The organism is Streptomyces sp. NPDC027663 (assembly GCF_055566415.1).
The window spans coordinates 258,194-275,297 of record NZ_JBVHSK010000010.1; the positions used below are offsets into that span (position 1 = coordinate 258,194).

The window sequence follows — 17,104 nt, forward strand, 5'->3', positions numbered from 1 at the left end:
TCGCCGGTCCGGCGGCCTGACCGGAGAGCTGCGGTGTGCCTCTGACACCCGCGGCCCGGCGGGCGGGGGCGGGAGACCGCTCATTCCCAGTCCCAGGCGATTCCCGCGATGCCCGGACGGATGCGCGGCTCGACCACGTGGACGCAGTGGTGCGGTCCGGACACGGAGAGGTCCTGCCGGCCGCTGCGCGGGGCCGCCGGCGAGTGCTGGGTGAAGCGGTGGCAGCGCACCGGCAGGGTGCCCGGGTCGAAGCGCACCTGAAGCGCGTACTGGCCGCCGGGGGAGCCGAAGCGGTGGAGGTACTCGCGGGAGGCCGCGGCCGTCCCGTCCTCGATGCCGTACCGGAAGAGGAAGGTGTCGCCGGAGCGCAGCCGGGTGCCGAACAGCAACTCGGCCACGAGCACGCCGGTGTCCTGGTCCCAGCGCAGGCGTCCGGTGCGGCAGTTCTCCAGCGCGTGCACGGTCATGCGGCGCGGGTCGCAGCCCGGGTCGCCGTGGTGGACGGCGATGAAGCGGTCGACGCCGTCGCGGTGGGCGCGCACGATGTGGTGGGCCTCGCGGCTCGCCAGCTCCCGCCCGGCGCCGATCCGGACGCATTCGTGATGGCCCAGAGTGTGCAGTCCGCCGTCCACGGACCAGTCCAGGTCGGCGGTGAGCCGGTCCAGGACGTCGGAGGCCTCGATCAGGGAGCGGTACGAGCGGCCCGCGGGGCGGCCGGCCATGGAGCGTTCACTCGCTTCGGCGAGCAGCCGGATCAGGGACTCGTCGGGCAGCTGGAGGATCTCCTCCAGCGCGCGTACGGCGCGCAGTGACTCCGGGCGCTGCGGGCGGCGTGCGCCCTGCTGCCAGTAACTCAGGCTGGTCACACCGACCTTGACTCCGTGGCGGGACAGGTGGTGCTGCACACGCTGGAGCGGGAGTCCGCGTGCGGCGATGGCGGCGCGCAGCGCCACATGGAAGGGGCCGCCGCGCAGGGCCGTGTCCAGTTCCGCGGTGGGGACGTCCGCGTGCTCTGTGGCATGCCGCATGCCGAGGGGCCTTTCTGTGAGGTGTCACTACGGCTGGTCAGACCGTCTGTGCAGGTGTGGGGGGCCACCCCGTGGGCGCTGCGGACAGGCCCGTGGCAGGTCACGGCGCGCCCGTTCGCCTGCGTGCACGGCCCCGAGTTCCCCCGCATTGAAGCGTGTTGACCAGAACCCGACAACACCTCGAACCGACCGTCACGGACGACTGGCCGGACCTCGCTGCTCCACGCCCGGCGCGCATAGGGGTCGCGCGGACTCCGGCGGCCCTCGTCAGGGGCCGCGCCGAAGCCGCGGCAGCGGGAAGCGGGGTCCCGGCATGGCCGGAACGCGACGCCGGGTCTGCCGAGGGCCGTCGGACGTGGTGCACGGAGGGGGCACCGCCTTCGGCCCCAGGGTGGCGCACCCCACAAACCTGGCCCCGCATCGGGTGGGCCCGCCTCCCGCGGGCGATGCACCCATGCCCCACCCACCCGCGGGCGGTGCGCCCATGCCCCACCCACCCCCGGGCGGTGCGCCTACGCCCCACCCATCCTCGGGGTGCGCCTACGCCCCACCCGCCCGCGGGCGGTGCGCCTACGCCCCACCCATCCTCGGGGTGCGCCTACGCCCCACCCGCCCGCGGGCGGTGCGCCTCCCCCCCGCCCCGAGCGGTGCACGTGCGGGGGCGGGCGTCGGCCACAGGCACGCCGCGGTGTCGGTGCTCGCCAGTAGGGTGTGAGACATGGCCGACCCCTCCAGCTACCGCCCCAGGCCGGGAGACATCCCGGACTCTCCGGGGGTGTACAGGTTCCGTGACGAGCACCGCCGGGTGATCTACGTCGGAAAGGCGAAGAGCCTGCGCCAGCGCCTGGCGAACTACTTCCAGGACCTGGCGAACCTGCACCCGCGCACCCGGACGATGGTGACCACCGCCGCGTCCGTGGAGTGGACCGTGGTGTCCACGGAGGTCGAGGCGCTCCAGCTGGAGTACTCCTGGATCAAGGAGTACGACCCCCGGTTCAACGTCAAGTACCGCGACGACAAGAGCTACCCGTACCTCGCGGTGACGATGAGCGAGCAGTTCCCGCGCGTGCAGGTGATGCGCGGTCACAAGAAGAAGGGCGTCCGGTACTTCGGTCCGTACGCGCACGCGTGGGCCATCCGGGACACCGTCGACCTGCTGCTCCGCGTGTTCCCGGTGCGCACCTGCTCGGCCGGTGTCTTCAAGAACGCCTCTCGCACCGGGCGTCCCTGCCTGCTGGGGTACATCGGCAAGTGCTCCGCGCCCTGTGTCGGCCGGATCACCCCGGAGGACCACCAGGACCTGGCCGAGGAGTTCTGCGACTTCATGGCCGGCCGCACCGGCACCTACCTCCGCCGTCTGGAGAAGCAGATGATGGAGGCGGCCGAGGAGATGGAGTACGAGCGGGCGGCCCGCCTGCGCGACGACATCGAGGCCCTGAAGAAGGCCATGGAGAAGAACGCGGTCGTGCTCGCCGACGCGACCGACGCCGACCTGATCGCCGTCGCGGAGGACGAGCTGGAGGCGGCGGTACAGATCTTCCATGTGCGCGGCGGCCGGGTGCGCGGCCAGCGCGGCTGGGTGACCGACAAGGTCGAGGAGGTCACCACCGGCGCCCTGGTGGAGCACGCCCTGCAGCAGCTGTACGGAGAGGAGAGCGGGGACGCGGTACCGAAGGAGGTGCTGGTCCCGGCCCTGCCCGAGCCGGTCGGGCCGGTGCAGGAGTGGCTGACCGCCCGCCGCGGGTCGAACGTGTCGCTGCGCATCCCGCAGCGCGGTGACAAGAAGGCGCTCATGGAGACCGTGCAGCGCAACGCCCAACAGGCCCTCGCGCTCCACAAGACCAGGCGCGCCTCCGACCTGACCACCCGCTCGCGCGCGCTGGAGGAGATCGCCGAAGCTCTGGAGCTGGACAGCGCCCCACTGCGGATCGAGTGCTACGACATCTCGCATCTCCAGGGCGACGACGTGGTGGCCTCCATGGTGGTCTTCGAGGACGGTCTGCAGCGCAAGAGCGAGTACCGCCGCTTCCAAATCAAGGGTTTCGCCGGCCAGGACGACGTCCGCTCGATGCACGAGGTGATCACCCGCCGCTTCAAGCGCTACCTCGCCGAGAAAGAACGGACGGGGGAGTGGACCGACGGCTCCGGCACCGACGCCTCCGGTGCCCCTGGCTCCGAGGCCACTGCCTCCGGCACCCTCGGCTCCGAGGCCACTGCCTCCGGCACCGACGCCCCCGGCTTCGGCACCACCGGTTCCGAGGCCCCCGGCTCCGCCACCGACGGCTCCGCCACCGACGGCACCGACGGCTCCCGCACCACCGCCCTCGACACCGGAGGCGGAGGCGTCCTAGCCGACGGCAACGGCGTGCTCACCGGCGCGGAGGCGATCACCGACACCCTCAAGGACGACGACGGCCGGCCCAGGAAGTTCGCGTATCCGCCGCAGCTGGTTGTGGTCGACGGCGGTCAGCCGCAGGTCGCCGCGGCCCGGCGCGCACTGGACGAGCTGGGCATCGACGACATCGCCGTATGCGGCCTCGCCAAGCGCCTGGAGGAGGTCTGGGTGCCCGGCGAGGACGACCCGGTGGTCCTGCCCCGCACCAGCGAGGGCCTCTACCTGCTCCAGCGCGTCCGTGACGAGGCCCACCGGTTCGCGATCACCTACCAGCGCACCAAGCGGGCCAAGCGCTTCCGCGCAGGCCCCCTGGACGACGTCCCCGGCCTCGGCGACACCCGCAAACAGGCGCTCATCAAGCATTTCGGTTCGGTGAAGAAGCTGCGGTCGGCGACAATCGAGCAGATCCAGGAAGTGCCCGGGATAGGCCGGAAGACGGCCGAGACCATCGCCGTGGCCCTCGCCCAGGCGGCCCCGGCCGCACCTGCCGTGAACACGGCGACCGGAGAGATCATTGAGGACGAGGAACCCGATACGACGGCGGGTTCCTCGGGGGAGCCCGTGACCGCGGGCGCCCCGGACGAACGACGGGGGCAGGAGACATGAGCGAGCACGAGGCACAGCCCGCAGGGCAGCGAGATCAGGCGCACAGCGACACGGGCGACGATGGCGTCCGGCAGGACGTCGGTCAGGACGTCGGTCAGGGCACGGGTCAGGACAACGGAGAACAGGTGAGTACGGGCAGCGATACGGCCGGGGTACCAGAGGCGGCCATCCCCGAGCTGGTGATCATCTCCGGCATGTCCGGAGCGGGCCGGTCCACTGCCGCGAAGTGTCTGGAGGACCTCGGCTGGTTCGTCGTGGACAACCTCCCGCCCGCCCTCATCCCCACCATGGTGGAGCTGGGAGCCCGCTCCCAGGGCAACGTGGCGCGGATCGCGGTCGTCGTGGACGTGCGCGGCCGGCGCTTCTTCGACAACCTGCGCGAGTCCCTCGCCGACCTGGAGTCGAAGAACGTCACCCGGCGGATCGTCTTCCTGGAGTCCTCGGACGAGGCCCTGGTGCGCCGCTTCGAGTCGGTGCGCCGCCCGCACCCGCTCCAGGGTGACGGCCGCATCGTGGACGGCATCGCCGCAGAGCGGGAGCTGCTGCGTGAGCTGCGTGGCGACGCCGACCTGGTGATCGACACCTCCAGCCTGAACGTGCACGAGCTGCGCGCCAAGATGGACGCCCAGTTCGCCGGCGAGGAGGAGCCCGAGCTGCGGGCCACCGTGATGTCCTTCGGCTTCAAGTACGGCCTGCCGGTCGACGCCGACCTGGTCGCGGACATGCGGTTCCTGCCGAACCCGCACTGGGTCCCGGAGCTGCGCCCGTACACCGGCCTCAACGACGAGGTCGCTGCCTATGTGTTCAACCAGCCCGGCGCGAAGGAGTTCCTCGACCGGTATGCCGAGCTGCTGCGGCTGATCGCGGCCGGGTACCGGCGCGAGGGCAAGCGGTACGTGACCATCGCCATCGGCTGCACCGGCGGCAAGCACCGTTCGGTCGCGATGTCGGAGAAGCTCGCTGCGCGCCTGGCGGCCGAAGGTGTGGAGACGGTGGTCGTACACCGGGACATGGGACGGGAATGACGCAACGTACACCGCGGCTGAGCAGGCTGCGCCGGATGGTGCCCGAGGCGCGCGCAGGCCGCCCGGCCGAGGCCCGCGGGGGCAGGTCGCGCCGGCGCGGTGCCCAGCCGAAGGTCGTGGCGCTCGGCGGCGGCATGGGCCTGTCCGCGTCGCTCGCCGCGCTGCGCCGGATCACCGGCGACCTGACCGCCGTCGTCACCGTGGCCGACGACGGCGGCTCCAGCGGCCGGCTCCGCGACGAGCTGGGCGTGCTGCCGCCCGGCGACCTGCGCAAGGCGCTGGCCGCGCTCTGCGGCGACGACGACTGGGGCCAGACCTGGGCCCGGGTCATCCAGCACCGCTTCCAGTCCCAGGGCGACCTGCACGACCACGCGGTCGGCAATTTGCTGATCGTCGCCCTGTGGGAGCAGCTCGGTGATCACGTGCAGGCTCTGGACCTGGTCGGCAGGCTGCTCGGCGCGCACGGGCGGGTACTGCCCATGTCGGCCGTACCGCTGGAGCTGCAGGCCCTGGTCAAGGGACACGACCCGGAGCGCCCGGAGGACGTGGACACGGTGCGCGGGCAGGCCACCGTCGCCCTGACGCCCGGCGAGGTGCAGTCGGTGCACCTGGTTCCGCACGACCCGCCCGCCGTCCCGGAGGCCGTGGCGGCGGTGCTGGACGCGGACTGGGTGGTGCTCGGCCCCGGTTCCTGGTTCTCCTCGGTCATTCCGCACCTGCTCGTCCCCGAGCTGCTGGACGCCCTCACGGAGACCAAGGCCCGCCGCGTGCTCTCCTTGAACCTGGCGCCCCAGCCGGGAGAAACCGAGGGCTTCTCCCCGCAGCGTCATTTGGAGGTTTTGGGGCGACACGCCCCTAAACTCGCCCTGGACGTGGTGCTGGCCGACGAGGCCGCCGTGCCCGACCGCGACTCGCTCACCGAGGCCGCCAAGCGGCTGGGAGCCGCGGTCGAGCTGGCCCCGGTGGCCCGGACCGACGGTTCTTCCCGGCACGACCCGGAGCTGTTGGCCGCCGCGTACGACCGTATTTTTCGGATGCATGGAAGGATCGGCCCATGGCGATGACGGCAGCGGTGAAGGACGAGATCTCCCGGCTCCCCGTCACCCGGACCTGCTGCAGGAAGGCGGAGGTCTCCGCCGTTCTGCGGTTCGCCGGCGGCCTCCACCTGGTGAGCGGGCGCATCGTGATCGAGGCGGAGCTGGACACCGCGATGGCGGCGCGCCGCCTCAAGCGGGACATCCTGGAGATCTTCGGCCACAGCTCCGAGCTGATCGTGATGGCGCCCGGCGGACTGCGCCGCGGCTCGCGGTACGTCGTACGGGTCGTCGCGGGCGGTGACCAGCTGGCCCGGCAGACGGGGCTGGTCGACGGCCGGGGCCGTCCGATCCGCGGTCTGCCCCCGCAGGTGGTCTCCGGGGCCACCTGCGACGCCGAGGCGGCCTGGCGCGGTGCCTTCCTGGCGCACGGTTCGCTGACCGAGCCCGGCCGCTCCTCCTCGCTGGAGGTGACCTGCCCGGGTCCGGAGGCGGCGCTCGCGCTGGTCGGCGCGGCCCGCAGGCTGTCGATCGCCGCGAAGGCCCGCGAGGTGCGCAGCGTGGACCGGGTCGTCGTCCGTGACGGTGACGCGATCGGCGCTCTGCTCACCCGGCTGGGCGCGCACGAGTCGGTGCTGGCCTGGGAGGAGCGCCGGATGCGCCGCGAGGTGCGGGCCACGGCCAACCGGCTCGCCAACTTCGACGACGCCAACCTGCGCCGTTCGGCCCGTGCCGCCGTGGCCGCCGGGGCCCGGGTCCAGCGCGCCCTGGAGATCCTGGGCGACGAGGTCCCCGAGCACCTCGCCGCCGCCGGGCGGCTGCGCATGGAGCACAAGCAGGCCTCCCTGGAGGAGCTGGGTGCGCTCGCCGACCCGCCGCTGACGAAGGACGCGGTCGCCGGCCGGATCCGCCGTCTGCTGGCGATGGCCGACAAGCGCGCCTCCGACCTGGGCATCCCGGGCACGGAGGCCAACCTCAGCGAGGAGCTGGCGGACAACCTGGCCGGCTGATCTCGCCCGGCAACTCGCGGGTGCCGATGGGTACTTGAACCCGTCGGCACCGGCTGTGCACACCCGCATCAGGCCTCATTTGCCTGTCCGTGAGGCCCTCTTGACTCGATCATGAAGTGACATGAGCCTGGCAACCTGTTCGCCGCTGTGGCGGACCACCGCTAGGGGGGTTCATGAGACACAGAGCGAGATCGATCCTCGCTGTCGGCGCGCTTCTCATCGGCGGAGCGAGCCTTGCACCCACAGCCCAAGCAGAGAACGGAAGTCCGGGGAAGCCCGACCCGGACGCGGTCAAGGTCTTCCGCGCCGACGTCACCAAGAAGCAGGTACCCCTGCTGCTCAAGGCCGGTCAGGACGGCCAGGAACTCAGTGAGCAGGTGAGCGGGCCCGGCCGGACCGAGGTGGAGGTCTACCTCACCGACCGGCAGGCCGCACACCTGCGCAAGCAGGGCGTCGCGCTCACCGAGCACACCGTCTCGGCAAAGGCGGCGGCTCGGGCCGAGGACGCCGCCGAGGGTGTGTTCCGCCCGTACAGCGGAAGCGGCGGGCTCAAGGAGGAGATCCTCCGGACCGCCCAGGCCCATCCCGGTCTCACCAAGGTCGAGTCCATCGGCAGGACGGTCAAGGGCCAGGACATCCTCGCGCTCAAACTGACCAGGAACGCGAAGAAGTCGAAGGACGGCTCCAAGCCGTCCGTGCTGTACATGTCGAACCAGCACGCACGCGAGTGGATCACCCCCGAGATGACCCGCCGGCTGCTGCACCACTACCTGGACCACTACAAGAGCGACAAGCGCATCAAGAAGCTCGTCGACTCGACGGAGCTGTGGTTCGTCCTCTCGGCCAACCCGGACGGCTACGACTACACCTTCCAGGACTCCGCCAACCGCCTCTGGCGCAAGAACCTCAGGGACGTCAACGGGGACGGCGTCGTCAGCACGGGCGACGGCGTCGACCTGAACCGCAACTTCGCCTACAAGTGGGGTTACGACGACGAGGGTTCGTCCCCGAACGCCACCAGCCAGACCTATCGCGGCGCGAGCCCCGGCTCCGAGCCGGAGACCAAGGCGCTCGACGCGTTCGAGAAGCGCGTCGGGTTCACCTACGGCATCAACTACCACTCCGCCGCCGAACTCCTGCTCTACGGCGTCGGCTGGCAGGTGGCCACCCCGACCCCGGACGACGTCCTCTACAAGGCGCTCGCCGGCACCCCGGACAACCCGGCCGTCCCCGGCTACCGTTCACAGCTCTCCTCCGAGCTGTACACCACCAACGGCGAGGCGGACGGCCACGCGTCGAACGTCAACGGGATGGCGATGTTCACCCCGGAGATGTCGACCTGCCAGACCGCGTCGGACATCGACCCGAACGACGCCTGGAACCGCCAGGACTGCCGGTCGGTCTTCAACTTCCCCGACGACGAGAAGCTGATCCAGCAGGAGTTCAGCAAGAACGTCCCGTTCGCGCTCTCCGTCGCCGAGAGCGCCGCCCACCCCGACAAGCCGGTCTCCTCGGTGGGCCTTCACGCCGCCGACTTCACCCCGGCCGCGTTCTCCACCTCGTACTCCCGGGGTGCGGACCAGGAGGTCTCCGTCGTCGTCCGCAAGGCGGTCCGGGACAAGGAACTCAAGTACCGCGTCAACGGCGGCCGTACGCTCGACCAGACGCTGAAGCCCTGGAAGGGCGGACGGACCTACGGCGGCGAGGACGACCTCTACTTCGACGAGTACCGGGCCAAGGTGCAGGACGGCGGGCCGGGCGACAAGGTCGAGGTGTGGTTCACCGGCGAGACCAGGAACGGCAAGAAGGTCTCCAGCACCCACTTCACCTACACCGTCGCCGAGCGGCCGAAGGCGGACACCCTCGTGGTCGCCGAGGAGGGCACGACCGCCACGCAGGCGAAGACGTACGCGGACGCGCTGAAGGCGGCCGGGCACAAGGCGATCGTGTGGGACGTGGCCACGCAGGGCGCCCCCGACGCGCTCGGCGTGCTCCGGTTCTTCCGTACGGTGGTCCACTACTCCGGAGCGAAGGGCCCCGCCAACCCCACCCAGCTGCAGCTGCGCTCCTATCTCAACGAGGGCGGCCGGCTGATCGAGGCCGGCGAGCTGGCCGGCGGCAGCGTCGACCTCGGCGACGGCACGCCGTCGGACGACTTCAGCCAGTACTACCTGGGCGCCTACAGCCGTACGTCGACCAAGGGAGCCACCGGCTTCACCGGTTCCGGCGGGCTCGAGGGCGTCACCGGCGCCCTCGGTGACGCGCCCGGCAACCCGCTCGACAAGGCCGGTACCTACGGCGTCACCTCCGATGAGCTGCCGGTCTCCACTTACCCGCAGTTCAGGAGCGCGGGCGCGGGACGGTTCGCCGGCACCGTCAACCCGTACGGGCCGTACGCGGGCGCGGCCATGGCCGCCGCCGTGCACACCGACGATGCCTACAAGCGCCTCACGCGCACCATCGACCTCACCGGTGTCACCGCGGCCGACCAGCCGGCCCTCGGCACGCGGCTGCTGTGGGACACCGAGCCCGGCTACGACCACGCGGTGGTCGAGGCGCACATCGTGGGCAACGACGACTGGACGACGCTGCCGGAGCGCGGCGGGGCGACGAGCACGGCCGTGCCGCAGGAGTGCGGGGCCGGGTTCCTGATCGGTGAGCACCCGTGGCTGAAGCACTACCTGACGCTCGCGGACAACGCCTGCACCGCGACCGGCACCACCGGTGCGTGGAACAGCCTCACCGGCAGCTCGGGCGGCTGGCGGCAGGTGAGCTTCGACCTCAGCGCGTACGCCGGAAGGTCCGTCGAGGTCTCGATCAGTTACGTCACCGACCCCGGCAGCGGCGGGCACGGCGTACTCGCCGACGACGCCTCGCTGCTGCGGGGCGGCACGGCCAGGGAGACCGAGGGATTCGAGTCCTCGCTCGGTGCCTGGAAGGCGGCCGGACCGCCCCCGGGCAGCCCGGCCGTCCTCAAGGACTGGACGCGCACCGGGACTCTGTTCCAGACGTACGGAGCGGTCACCACGGACGACACCGTGCTGCTCGGTTTCGGCCTGGAACAGGTGCCGTCGGCGGCCGATCGGAAGGCTCTGCTGAGGAAGGCCTTCGACTCGCTCGACAGGTGAGCGGAACCCCCTCTCAACGGTGCAGAGAAGGGGTGGTCGACAGGTGAGCCGACCCGCTCACGAACGAGTGACAACGGCGTCAATAACGGGCCGCAATACGTAACAAATACGGCTGAAGCCACTGTCGATCCCTGGTGGTCCGTACCCCTACTGGCGGGTACGGACTGCCTGCCCGTGTATGCGGCATCTCAATGTCACTCAGGGGCCCTCAGAGAGGTAGGGTCGGTGGTGGTCGGGGACATCCCAAACAGAGCTCGCCGGCACCGCATGGCCGGCGTACCAACGAGGAGATCGGTTCGTGACGATCCGCGTAGGCATCAACGGCTTCGGCCGCATCGGGCGTAACTACTTCCGCGCGCTGCTGGAGCAGGGGGCGGACATCGAGGTTGTGGCTGTCAACGACCTGGGTGACACGGCGACCACCGCTCACCTGCTCAAGTACGACACGATCCTGGGCCGCCTCAAGCAGGAGGTCACCCACACCGCCGACACCATCACCGTCGACGGTCACACCATCAAGGTGCTCTCCGAGCGCAACCCGGCCGACATCCCGTGGGGCGAGCTGGGTGTCGACATCGTCATCGAGTCCACCGGCATCTTCACGAAGAAGGAGGACGCCGCCAAGCACATCGCCGGCGGCGCCAAGAAGGTCCTCATCTCGGCTCCGGCCAAGGACGAGGACATCACCATCGTGATGGGCGTCAACCAGGACAAGTACGACCCGGCGAACCACCACGTCATCTCCAACGCCTCCTGCACCACCAACTGTGTGGCGCCGATGGCGAAGGTCCTCGACGAGAACTTCGGCATCGTCAAGGGTCTGATGACCACGGTGCACGCGTACACGAACGACCAGCGCATCCTGGACTTCCCGCACAAGGACCTGCGCCGCGCCCGTGCCGCCGCCGAGAACATCATCCCGACCACGACGGGCGCCGCGAAGGCCACCGCCCTGGTCCTGCCGCAGCTCAAGGGCAAGCTGGACGGCATCGCCATGCGCGTCCCGGTCCCGACCGGCTCGGTCACCGACCTGGTCGTGGAGCTGGGCCGTGAGGTCACCAAGGAAGAGGTCAACGCCGCCTTCCAGAAGGCCGCCGAGGGCGAGCTGAAGGGCCTTCTCGACTACACCGAGGACCCGATCGTCTCCTCGGACATCGTCAACGCCCCGGCGTCCTGCACCTTCGACTCCTCCCTGACCATGGTCCAGGAGGGCAAGAACGTGAAGGTCATCGGCTGGTACGACAACGAGTGGGGCTACTCCAACCGCCTCGTGGACCTCACGGTCTTCGTCGGCAACCAGCTCTGATCGCCGAAGATCGCAGCAGCAGGACCTCGAAGTGAGAGCAGGGCTCGGCCAGCGCACCGGCGCGCTGGCCGGGCCCTGTCTCGCATACGGATCACGCCCTCATACGATCAGGGGCATCAAGAGCCCTCCTCAGGAGTCCACTCAATGAAGACGATCGACGAACTTCTCGCCGACGGCGTGAGCGGCAAGCGGGTTTTCGTCCGCGCCGACCTCAACGTGCCGCTGGCCGACGGGACGATCACCGACGACGGCCGTATCCGCGCCGTCCTGCCCACCGTCAAGGCCCTCGCCGACGCGGGCGCCAAGGTGGTCGTCGCCTCGCACCTGGGCCGCCCCAAGGGCGCCCCGGACCCCGCCTTCTCGCTGCTCCCCGCCGCCGAGCGCCTCGGCGAACTGCTCGGTGCCCCGGTCGCCTTCGCCGAGGACACCGTCGGCCCCGCCGCCCACGGCGCCGTCGACGGCCTCCAGCCCGGCCAGGTCGCGGTCATCGAGAACCTGCGCTTCAACCCGGGCGAGACGTCCAAGGACGACCAGGAGCGGGCCGAGTTCGCCGACCGGCTGGCCGCCCTCGCCGACGTCTACGTCGGTGACGGCTTCGGTGCCGTGCACCGCAAGCACGCCTCCGTCTACGACCTCCCGGCCCGGCTGCCGCACTACGCCGGCTACCTGATCGCCACCGAGGTCGGCGTCCTGAAGAAGCTCACCGAGGACGTCAAGCGCCCCTACGTGGTGGCGCTCGGCGGCGCCAAGGTCTCCGACAAGCTCGCCGTCATCGACCAGCTGCTCGGCAAGGCCGACCGGCTGCTCATCGGCGGCGGCATGGCCTACACCTTCCTCAAGGCCAAGGGCTACGAGGTCGGCATCTCCCTCCTGCAGGAGGACCAGGTCCCGGCCGTCACCGAGTACATGCAGCGTGCCGAGAAGCAGGGCGTCGAGCTGCTGCTCCCCGTCGACGTCCTCGTCTCGCCGGAGTTCCCGGACCTGAAGACGAAGGCGCCGGCCAACCCCACGACCGTCGACGCGGACAAGATCCCCGCCGACCAGGAGGGCCTGGACATCGGCCCGAAGACCCGAGAGCTCTACGCCTCGAAGCTCGCCGACGCCGAGACCGTCTTCTGGAACGGTCCCATGGGCGTCTTCGAGCACCCCGACTACGCCGAGGGCACCAAGGCGGTCGCCCAGGCCCTCGTCGACTCGAACGGCTTCACCGTCGTCGGCGGCGGTGACTCCGCCGCGGCCGTGCGTACGCTCGGCTTCGACGAGAACGCATTCGGCCACATCTCGACCGGTGGCGGCGCCTCCCTCGAATACCTCGAGGGCAAGACGCTCCCCGGCCTCGCCGCACTGGAGGACTGACCCCGATGAGCACGCGCACGCCGCTGATGGCGGGCAACTGGAAGATGAACCTCAACCACCTCGAGGCCATCGCGCACGTCCAGAAGCTCGCCTTCGCCCTGGCCGACAAGGACTACGAGGCCGTCGAGGTCGCCGTCCTGCCGCCCTTCACCGACCTGCGCTCCGTGCAGACCCTGGTCGACGGCGACAAGCTCAAGATCAAGTACGGTGCCCAGGACATCTCGCAGCACGACTCCGGTGCCTACACCGGCGAGATCTCGGGCCCGATGCTGGCCAAGTTGAAGTGCACGTACGTGGTCATCGGCCACTCCGAGCGCCGGCAGTACCACAACGAGACCGACGAGCTGGTCAACGCCAAGGTCAAGGCCGCCTACAAGCACGGTCTGACCCCGATCCTGTGCGTCGGCGAGGAGCTGGACGTCCGCGAGGCGGGCAACCACGTCGCGCACACCCTCGCCCAGGTCGAGGGCGGACTGAAGGACCTCCCGGCCGAGCAGGCCGAGACCGTCGTGATCGCCTACGAGCCCGTATGGGCCATCGGCACCGGCAAGGTCTGCGGCGCCGGGGACGCCCAGGAGGTCTGCGCCGCCATCCGCGCCAAGATCGCCGACCTGTACTCGCAGGACCTGGCCGACCAGGTCCGCATCCAGTACGGCGGCTCCGTGAAGTCGGGCAACGTCGCCGAGATCATGGCCCAGGCCGACATCGACGGCGCCCTGGTCGGCGGTGCCTCGCTGGACGCCGACGACTTCGTCAAGATCGTGCGCTTCCGCGATCAGTAGACGAGCTGTGAGTAGGCGGTAGCGACGATACGTCGTACCCTTGCGGGGGCACAGCCGAGACGCTGTGCCCCCGTCGTCCATCCGAATCCGAGGAAGTTGGTCCAGCCGTGGTTTTGGGGTTCTCGATCGCCCTGATCGTCTTCAGCCTGCTGCTGATGCTGCTGGTGCTGATGCACAAGGGAAAGGGCGGCGGCCTCTCCGACATGTTCGGTGGCGGCATGCAGTCCTCCGTCGGCGGCTCCTCGGTCGCCGAGCGCAACCTGGACCGGATCACCATCGTGATCGGCCTGCTGTGGTTCGCGTGCATCATCGCCCTCGGCATCCTGATGAAGACGAACGCCTGACACGCGAACAGCTCATCACGCACATTCCGCATGTAAAGCCCCATGTTCGGTACGCGTCCGTGAGCGCGGCCTATCATGGGGCTTGCGTCTGGGAATGGGGACCGGTAACTCCAATCACTGGACGCGCGTTGGGCCTTACGTAGACTGAGGCGCTCGCGGCGAAGCGGAACGCCGACTCGCTTCGCGGCACCATCACGCAGGGAGTTACGACCGTGGCAAGTGGCAACGCGATCCGAGGAAGCCGGGTCGGGGCGGGGCCGATGGGCGAGGCCGAGCGCGGCGAGTCCGCGCCGCGTCTGCGCATCTCCTTCTGGTGCTCCAACGGGCACGAGACGCAGCCCAGCTTCGCCAGCGACGCGCAGGTTCCCGAGACCTGGGACTGCCCGCGCTGCGGCTTTCCGGCCGGCCAGGACCGGGACAACCCGCCGGACCCGCCGCGCACCGAGCCGTACAAGACGCACCTCGCGTACGTACGGGAGCGGCGCAGCGACGCGGACGGCGAGGCGATCCTCGCCGAGGCGCTCGCCAAACTGCGGGGCGAAATCTAGAAGTTCTCACCGGCCGGGCGCCCGAGGGTGCCTGGCCGGAGCCGTATCCGCCCGCCCGGGCCCGCCGATTGTCAGTGGCACCCTCTACGGTTTTTCGTGACGGTCTTGCGACGACACGGACCGTGAGGGGGAGTTGTGACGGCAATCGAGGCGAAGGGTGAGACGGCGGCGAGGCACGCGCCCGCATGGCGCGGCGGCTTCGGGTGGCTGTGGAGCGCCGCCGTGTTGTCCGGCTTCGGTGACGCGCTGCGCATGGCCACGCTGCCGCTGCTCGCCGCCTCGCTGACCGGCCGTCCTCTGCTCATCGCCGCGATGACCGCCTGCGGCCGACTGCCCTGGCTCGTCCCCGGCCTGCTCGGCGGAGCGGTGCCGGCCCCGGGGGGCCGGCATGCGCTCGGCCGTGCCGTGGCCACGGCACGGGGCCGCAACACCCCGGCCCTGAGCACGGCCGCCTTCTTCGTCCTGCCCCTCACCCCGTTGATACCGGCGCGCATGTCCGACGTACATGTTGTCGCCCGGGAGGACAGCGTCTCGACCGGCCTCCCGCGTGCTGATCAATTAGGTTGGGAACGGCAGCGGGACAGGCGCACGAAAGAAGGCTGAAGTCGGAAATGAACGCAGACGGCCGTACCAGGCTCAACCAGACGCCCGAATGGACCGCGCTCGCCAAGCACCGGGAGGAGCAGGGCGACACCCGTCTGAGGGATCTGTTCGCCGCCGAACCCGGGCGCGGCACGGCGTACACGCTGCAGGTCGGTGACCTGTACATCGACTATTCGAAGCACCTGGTCACCGACGAGACGCTGCGGCTGCTGCGCGAGCTGGCCGCGGCGACGGACGTCTTCGGCCTGCGGGACGCCATGTTCCGCGGCGAGAAGATCAACGTCACCGAGAACCGGGCCGTCCTGCACACCGCGTTGCGCGCCCCGCGCGACGCGGTCGTCGAGGTCGACGGCGAGAACGTGGTCCCGGCCGTGCACGCCGTGCTGGACAAGATGAGCGACTTCGCCGACCGGGTTCGCTCCGGCGCCTGGACCGGCCACACCGGCAAGCGCATCAAGAACGTGATCAACGTCGGCATCGGCGGCTCCGACCTCGGCCCCGCGATGGCCTACGAGGTGCTGCGCAGCTTCACCGACCGCGACCTCACGGTCCGCTTCGTGTCCAACGTGGACGGCGCCGACCTGCACGAGGCCACCCGGGACCTGGACCCGGCCGAGACGCTGTTCATCATCGCCTCCAAGACCTTCACCACCATCGAGACGATCACCAATGCGACCTCCGCGCGGCAGTGGCTGCTGGCCGCGCTCGGTGACGAGGCAGCGGTGGCCAAGCACTTCGTCGCGCTGTCCACGAATGCCGAGAAGGTCGCCGAGTTCGGCATCGACACGGTCAACATGTTCGAGTTCTGGGACTGGGTCGGCGGCCGGTACTCGTACGACTCGGCGATCGGTCTCTCCCTGATGATCGCGATCGGCCCGGACCGGTTCCGTGAGATGCTCGACGGCTTCCGGCTGGTCGACGACCACTTCCGCACCGCCCCGGCCGAGTCCAACGTGCCGCTGCTGCTCGGCCTGCTGGGCATCTGGTACGACAACTTCCACGACGCGCAGTCGCACGCCGTGCTTCCCTACAGCCACTACCTGTCCCGGTTCACCGCCTATCTGCAGCAGCTGGACATGGAGTCCAACGGCAAGTCCGTCGCCCGGGACGGCAAGCAGGTCGAGTGGCAGACCGGGCCGGTGGTCTGGGGCACGCCCGGCACCAACGGGCAGCACGCCTACTACCAGTTGATCCACCAGGGCACCAAGCTGATCCCGGCGGACTTCATCGGGTTCGCCGAGCCGGTCGCCGAGCTGAGCGGTGAAGTCAGGGCGCAGCACGACCTGTTGATGGCCAACTTCTTCGCCCAGACGCAGGCGCTCGCCTTCGGCAAGACCGCCGAGGAGGTCCGCGCGGAGGGTGTGCCGGAGGAGCTGGTCGCGCACAAGACCTTCCAGGGCAACCGGCCGACCACGACGATCCTCGCCCGCGAGCTGACCCCGTCCGTACTCGGCCAGCTGGTCGCCCTCTACGAGCACAAGGTGTTCGTGCAGGGCGCGGTGTGGAACATCGACTCCTTCGACCAGTGGGGCGTGGAGCTGGGCAAGGTCCTCGCCAAGCGGGTCGAGCCCGCGCTCACCGAGGGCGCCGAGGTGCCCGGCCTGGACGCGTCGACGAAGGCGCTGGTCGCGAAGTACCGGGAACTGCGCGGCCGTAGCTGAACCACGCCGGGCCGCCGCGGCGACCTTTCCCTGTGCGCTGTGCCGGCCCATCCCCTAGGGTTCCGGTGATCCAGGGGAGGAAGCATGATGCGCAGAGGGTTCGCCGCGGCGGTGGCCGTGGTGGGGACGTCGGTGGCGGGCTGCGGGGGCAGGGAGCAGCCGTCCGACGGTGCGACGGACGGCCGTGCGACCGCGACGGCGAAGGCTGCGCGGGCCTACGCCGGGCCGGCGGACGTGAACATGCCCGTTTGAGCGTGCCCGTTTGAGCGTGCCCGCTG

At 70.2% G+C, this 17,104-nt stretch carries 13 protein-coding genes and 1 pseudogene; 13 read left to right on the plus strand and 1 reads right to left on the minus strand.

The features are described from left to right. Positions 1-80 precede the first annotated feature (80 nt). Complete coding sequence (locus tag ACZ4SF_RS25815) at positions 81-1,028, minus strand: hypothetical protein (protein WP_468388509.1); 948 nt, start codon at positions 1,026-1,028, stop codon at positions 81-83. A 718-nt stretch (positions 1,029-1,746) separates the two neighbouring features. On the opposite strand from ACZ4SF_RS25815, the gene uvrC reads away from it, so the two are divergent. The 13 genes and pseudogenes from uvrC to ACZ4SF_RS25880 all read left to right on the plus strand — a co-directional run bounded on the left by uvrC (position 1,747) and on the right by ACZ4SF_RS25880 (position 17,078). Continuing rightward, positions 1,747-4,029: an excinuclease ABC subunit UvrC gene (gene uvrC / locus ACZ4SF_RS25820; protein WP_468388511.1), complete on the plus strand. Its 2,283-nt coding sequence runs from the start codon at positions 1,747-1,749 to the stop codon at positions 4,027-4,029. Then, the gene (rapZ, locus tag ACZ4SF_RS25825) at positions 4,026-5,054 is read left to right on the plus strand and encodes an RNase adapter RapZ (protein WP_468388513.1); all 1,029 of its coding nucleotides are present in this window, start codon (positions 4,026-4,028) and stop codon (positions 5,052-5,054) included. The genes uvrC and rapZ overlap by 4 nt, the downstream gene beginning before the upstream one ends. Beyond that, a complete protein-coding gene (locus ACZ4SF_RS25830) occupies positions 5,051-6,118 on the plus strand; it encodes a gluconeogenesis factor YvcK family protein (RefSeq protein ID WP_468388515.1) in 1,068 nt (355 codons plus the stop codon). Before rapZ ends, ACZ4SF_RS25830 begins: the two co-directional genes overlap by 4 nt. Continuing rightward, entirely contained in the window at positions 6,109-7,098 is a 990-nt protein-coding gene (gene whiA / locus ACZ4SF_RS25835; RefSeq protein ID WP_468388517.1) for a DNA-binding protein WhiA, read from the plus strand. Before ACZ4SF_RS25830 ends, whiA begins: the two co-directional genes overlap by 10 nt. A gap of 173 nt (positions 7,099-7,271) precedes the next feature. Then, a complete protein-coding gene (locus ACZ4SF_RS25840; protein WP_468388519.1) occupies positions 7,272-10,226 on the plus strand; it encodes a M14 family metallopeptidase in 2,955 nt (984 codons plus the stop codon). A gap of 298 nt (positions 10,227-10,524) precedes the next feature. Beyond that, a complete protein-coding gene (gene gap / locus ACZ4SF_RS25845) occupies positions 10,525-11,532 on the plus strand; it encodes a type I glyceraldehyde-3-phosphate dehydrogenase (RefSeq protein WP_353756370.1) in 1,008 nt (335 codons plus the stop codon). 144 nt (positions 11,533-11,676) lie between these two features. Beyond that, complete coding sequence (locus tag ACZ4SF_RS25850; protein ID WP_468388521.1) at positions 11,677-12,888, plus strand: phosphoglycerate kinase; 1,212 nt, start codon at positions 11,677-11,679, stop codon at positions 12,886-12,888. A 5-nt stretch (positions 12,889-12,893) separates the two neighbouring features. Further along, positions 12,894-13,670 (plus strand): triose-phosphate isomerase, encoded by a 777-nt coding sequence (tpiA, locus tag ACZ4SF_RS25855; RefSeq protein ID WP_468388523.1) that lies wholly within the window; start codon positions 12,894-12,896, stop codon positions 13,668-13,670. 107 nt (positions 13,671-13,777) lie between these two features. Then, positions 13,778-14,014 carry a preprotein translocase subunit SecG gene (secG, locus tag ACZ4SF_RS25860; RefSeq protein WP_468388525.1) on the plus strand — a complete coding sequence of 79 codons (237 nt, stop codon included), beginning with the start codon at positions 13,778-13,780 and terminating at the stop codon, positions 14,012-14,014. A gap of 212 nt (positions 14,015-14,226) precedes the next feature. Further along, a complete protein-coding gene (locus ACZ4SF_RS25865; RefSeq protein ID WP_003976875.1) occupies positions 14,227-14,562 on the plus strand; it encodes an RNA polymerase-binding protein RbpA in 336 nt (111 codons plus the stop codon). A 144-nt stretch (positions 14,563-14,706) separates the two neighbouring features. Further along, positions 14,707-14,931, plus strand: a pseudogene (locus ACZ4SF_RS25870) (MFS transporter); the annotation flags it as partial. 242 nt (positions 14,932-15,173) lie between these two features. After that, a complete protein-coding gene (gene pgi, locus ACZ4SF_RS25875; RefSeq protein WP_468388527.1) occupies positions 15,174-16,826 on the plus strand; it encodes a glucose-6-phosphate isomerase in 1,653 nt (550 codons plus the stop codon). An 84-nt stretch (positions 16,827-16,910) separates the two neighbouring features. Next, positions 16,911-17,078 carry a hypothetical protein gene (locus ACZ4SF_RS25880; protein ID WP_468388529.1) on the plus strand — a complete coding sequence of 56 codons (168 nt, stop codon included), beginning with the start codon at positions 16,911-16,913 and terminating at the stop codon, positions 17,076-17,078. Positions 17,079-17,104 lie beyond the last annotated feature (26 nt).

Excerpts from the sequence above, each read along its gene's own strand:
- rapZ (WP_468388513.1), top strand. The coding sequence starts at position 4,026 with ATGAGCGAGCACGAGGCACAGCCCGCAGGGCAGCGAGATCAGGCGCAC.
- whiA (WP_468388517.1), top strand. The coding sequence starts at position 6,109 with ATGGCGATGACGGCAGCGGTGAAGGACGAGATCTCCCGGCTCCCCGTC.
- ACZ4SF_RS25815 (WP_468388509.1), bottom strand. The coding sequence starts at position 1,028 with ATGCGGCATGCCACAGAGCACGCGGACGTCCCCACCGCGGAACTGGAC.
- ACZ4SF_RS25850 (WP_468388521.1), top strand. The coding sequence starts at position 11,677 with ATGAAGACGATCGACGAACTTCTCGCCGACGGCGTGAGCGGCAAGCGG.
- uvrC (WP_468388511.1), top strand. The coding sequence starts at position 1,747 with ATGGCCGACCCCTCCAGCTACCGCCCCAGGCCGGGAGACATCCCGGAC.
- ACZ4SF_RS25830 (WP_468388515.1), top strand. The coding sequence starts at position 5,051 with ATGACGCAACGTACACCGCGGCTGAGCAGGCTGCGCCGGATGGTGCCC.
- pgi (WP_468388527.1), top strand. The coding sequence starts at position 15,174 with ATGAACGCAGACGGCCGTACCAGGCTCAACCAGACGCCCGAATGGACC.
- tpiA (WP_468388523.1), top strand. The coding sequence starts at position 12,894 with ATGAGCACGCGCACGCCGCTGATGGCGGGCAACTGGAAGATGAACCTC.
- ACZ4SF_RS25840 (WP_468388519.1), top strand. The coding sequence starts at position 7,272 with ATGAGACACAGAGCGAGATCGATCCTCGCTGTCGGCGCGCTTCTCATC.
- ACZ4SF_RS25880 (WP_468388529.1), top strand. The coding sequence starts at position 16,911 with ATGATGCGCAGAGGGTTCGCCGCGGCGGTGGCCGTGGTGGGGACGTCG.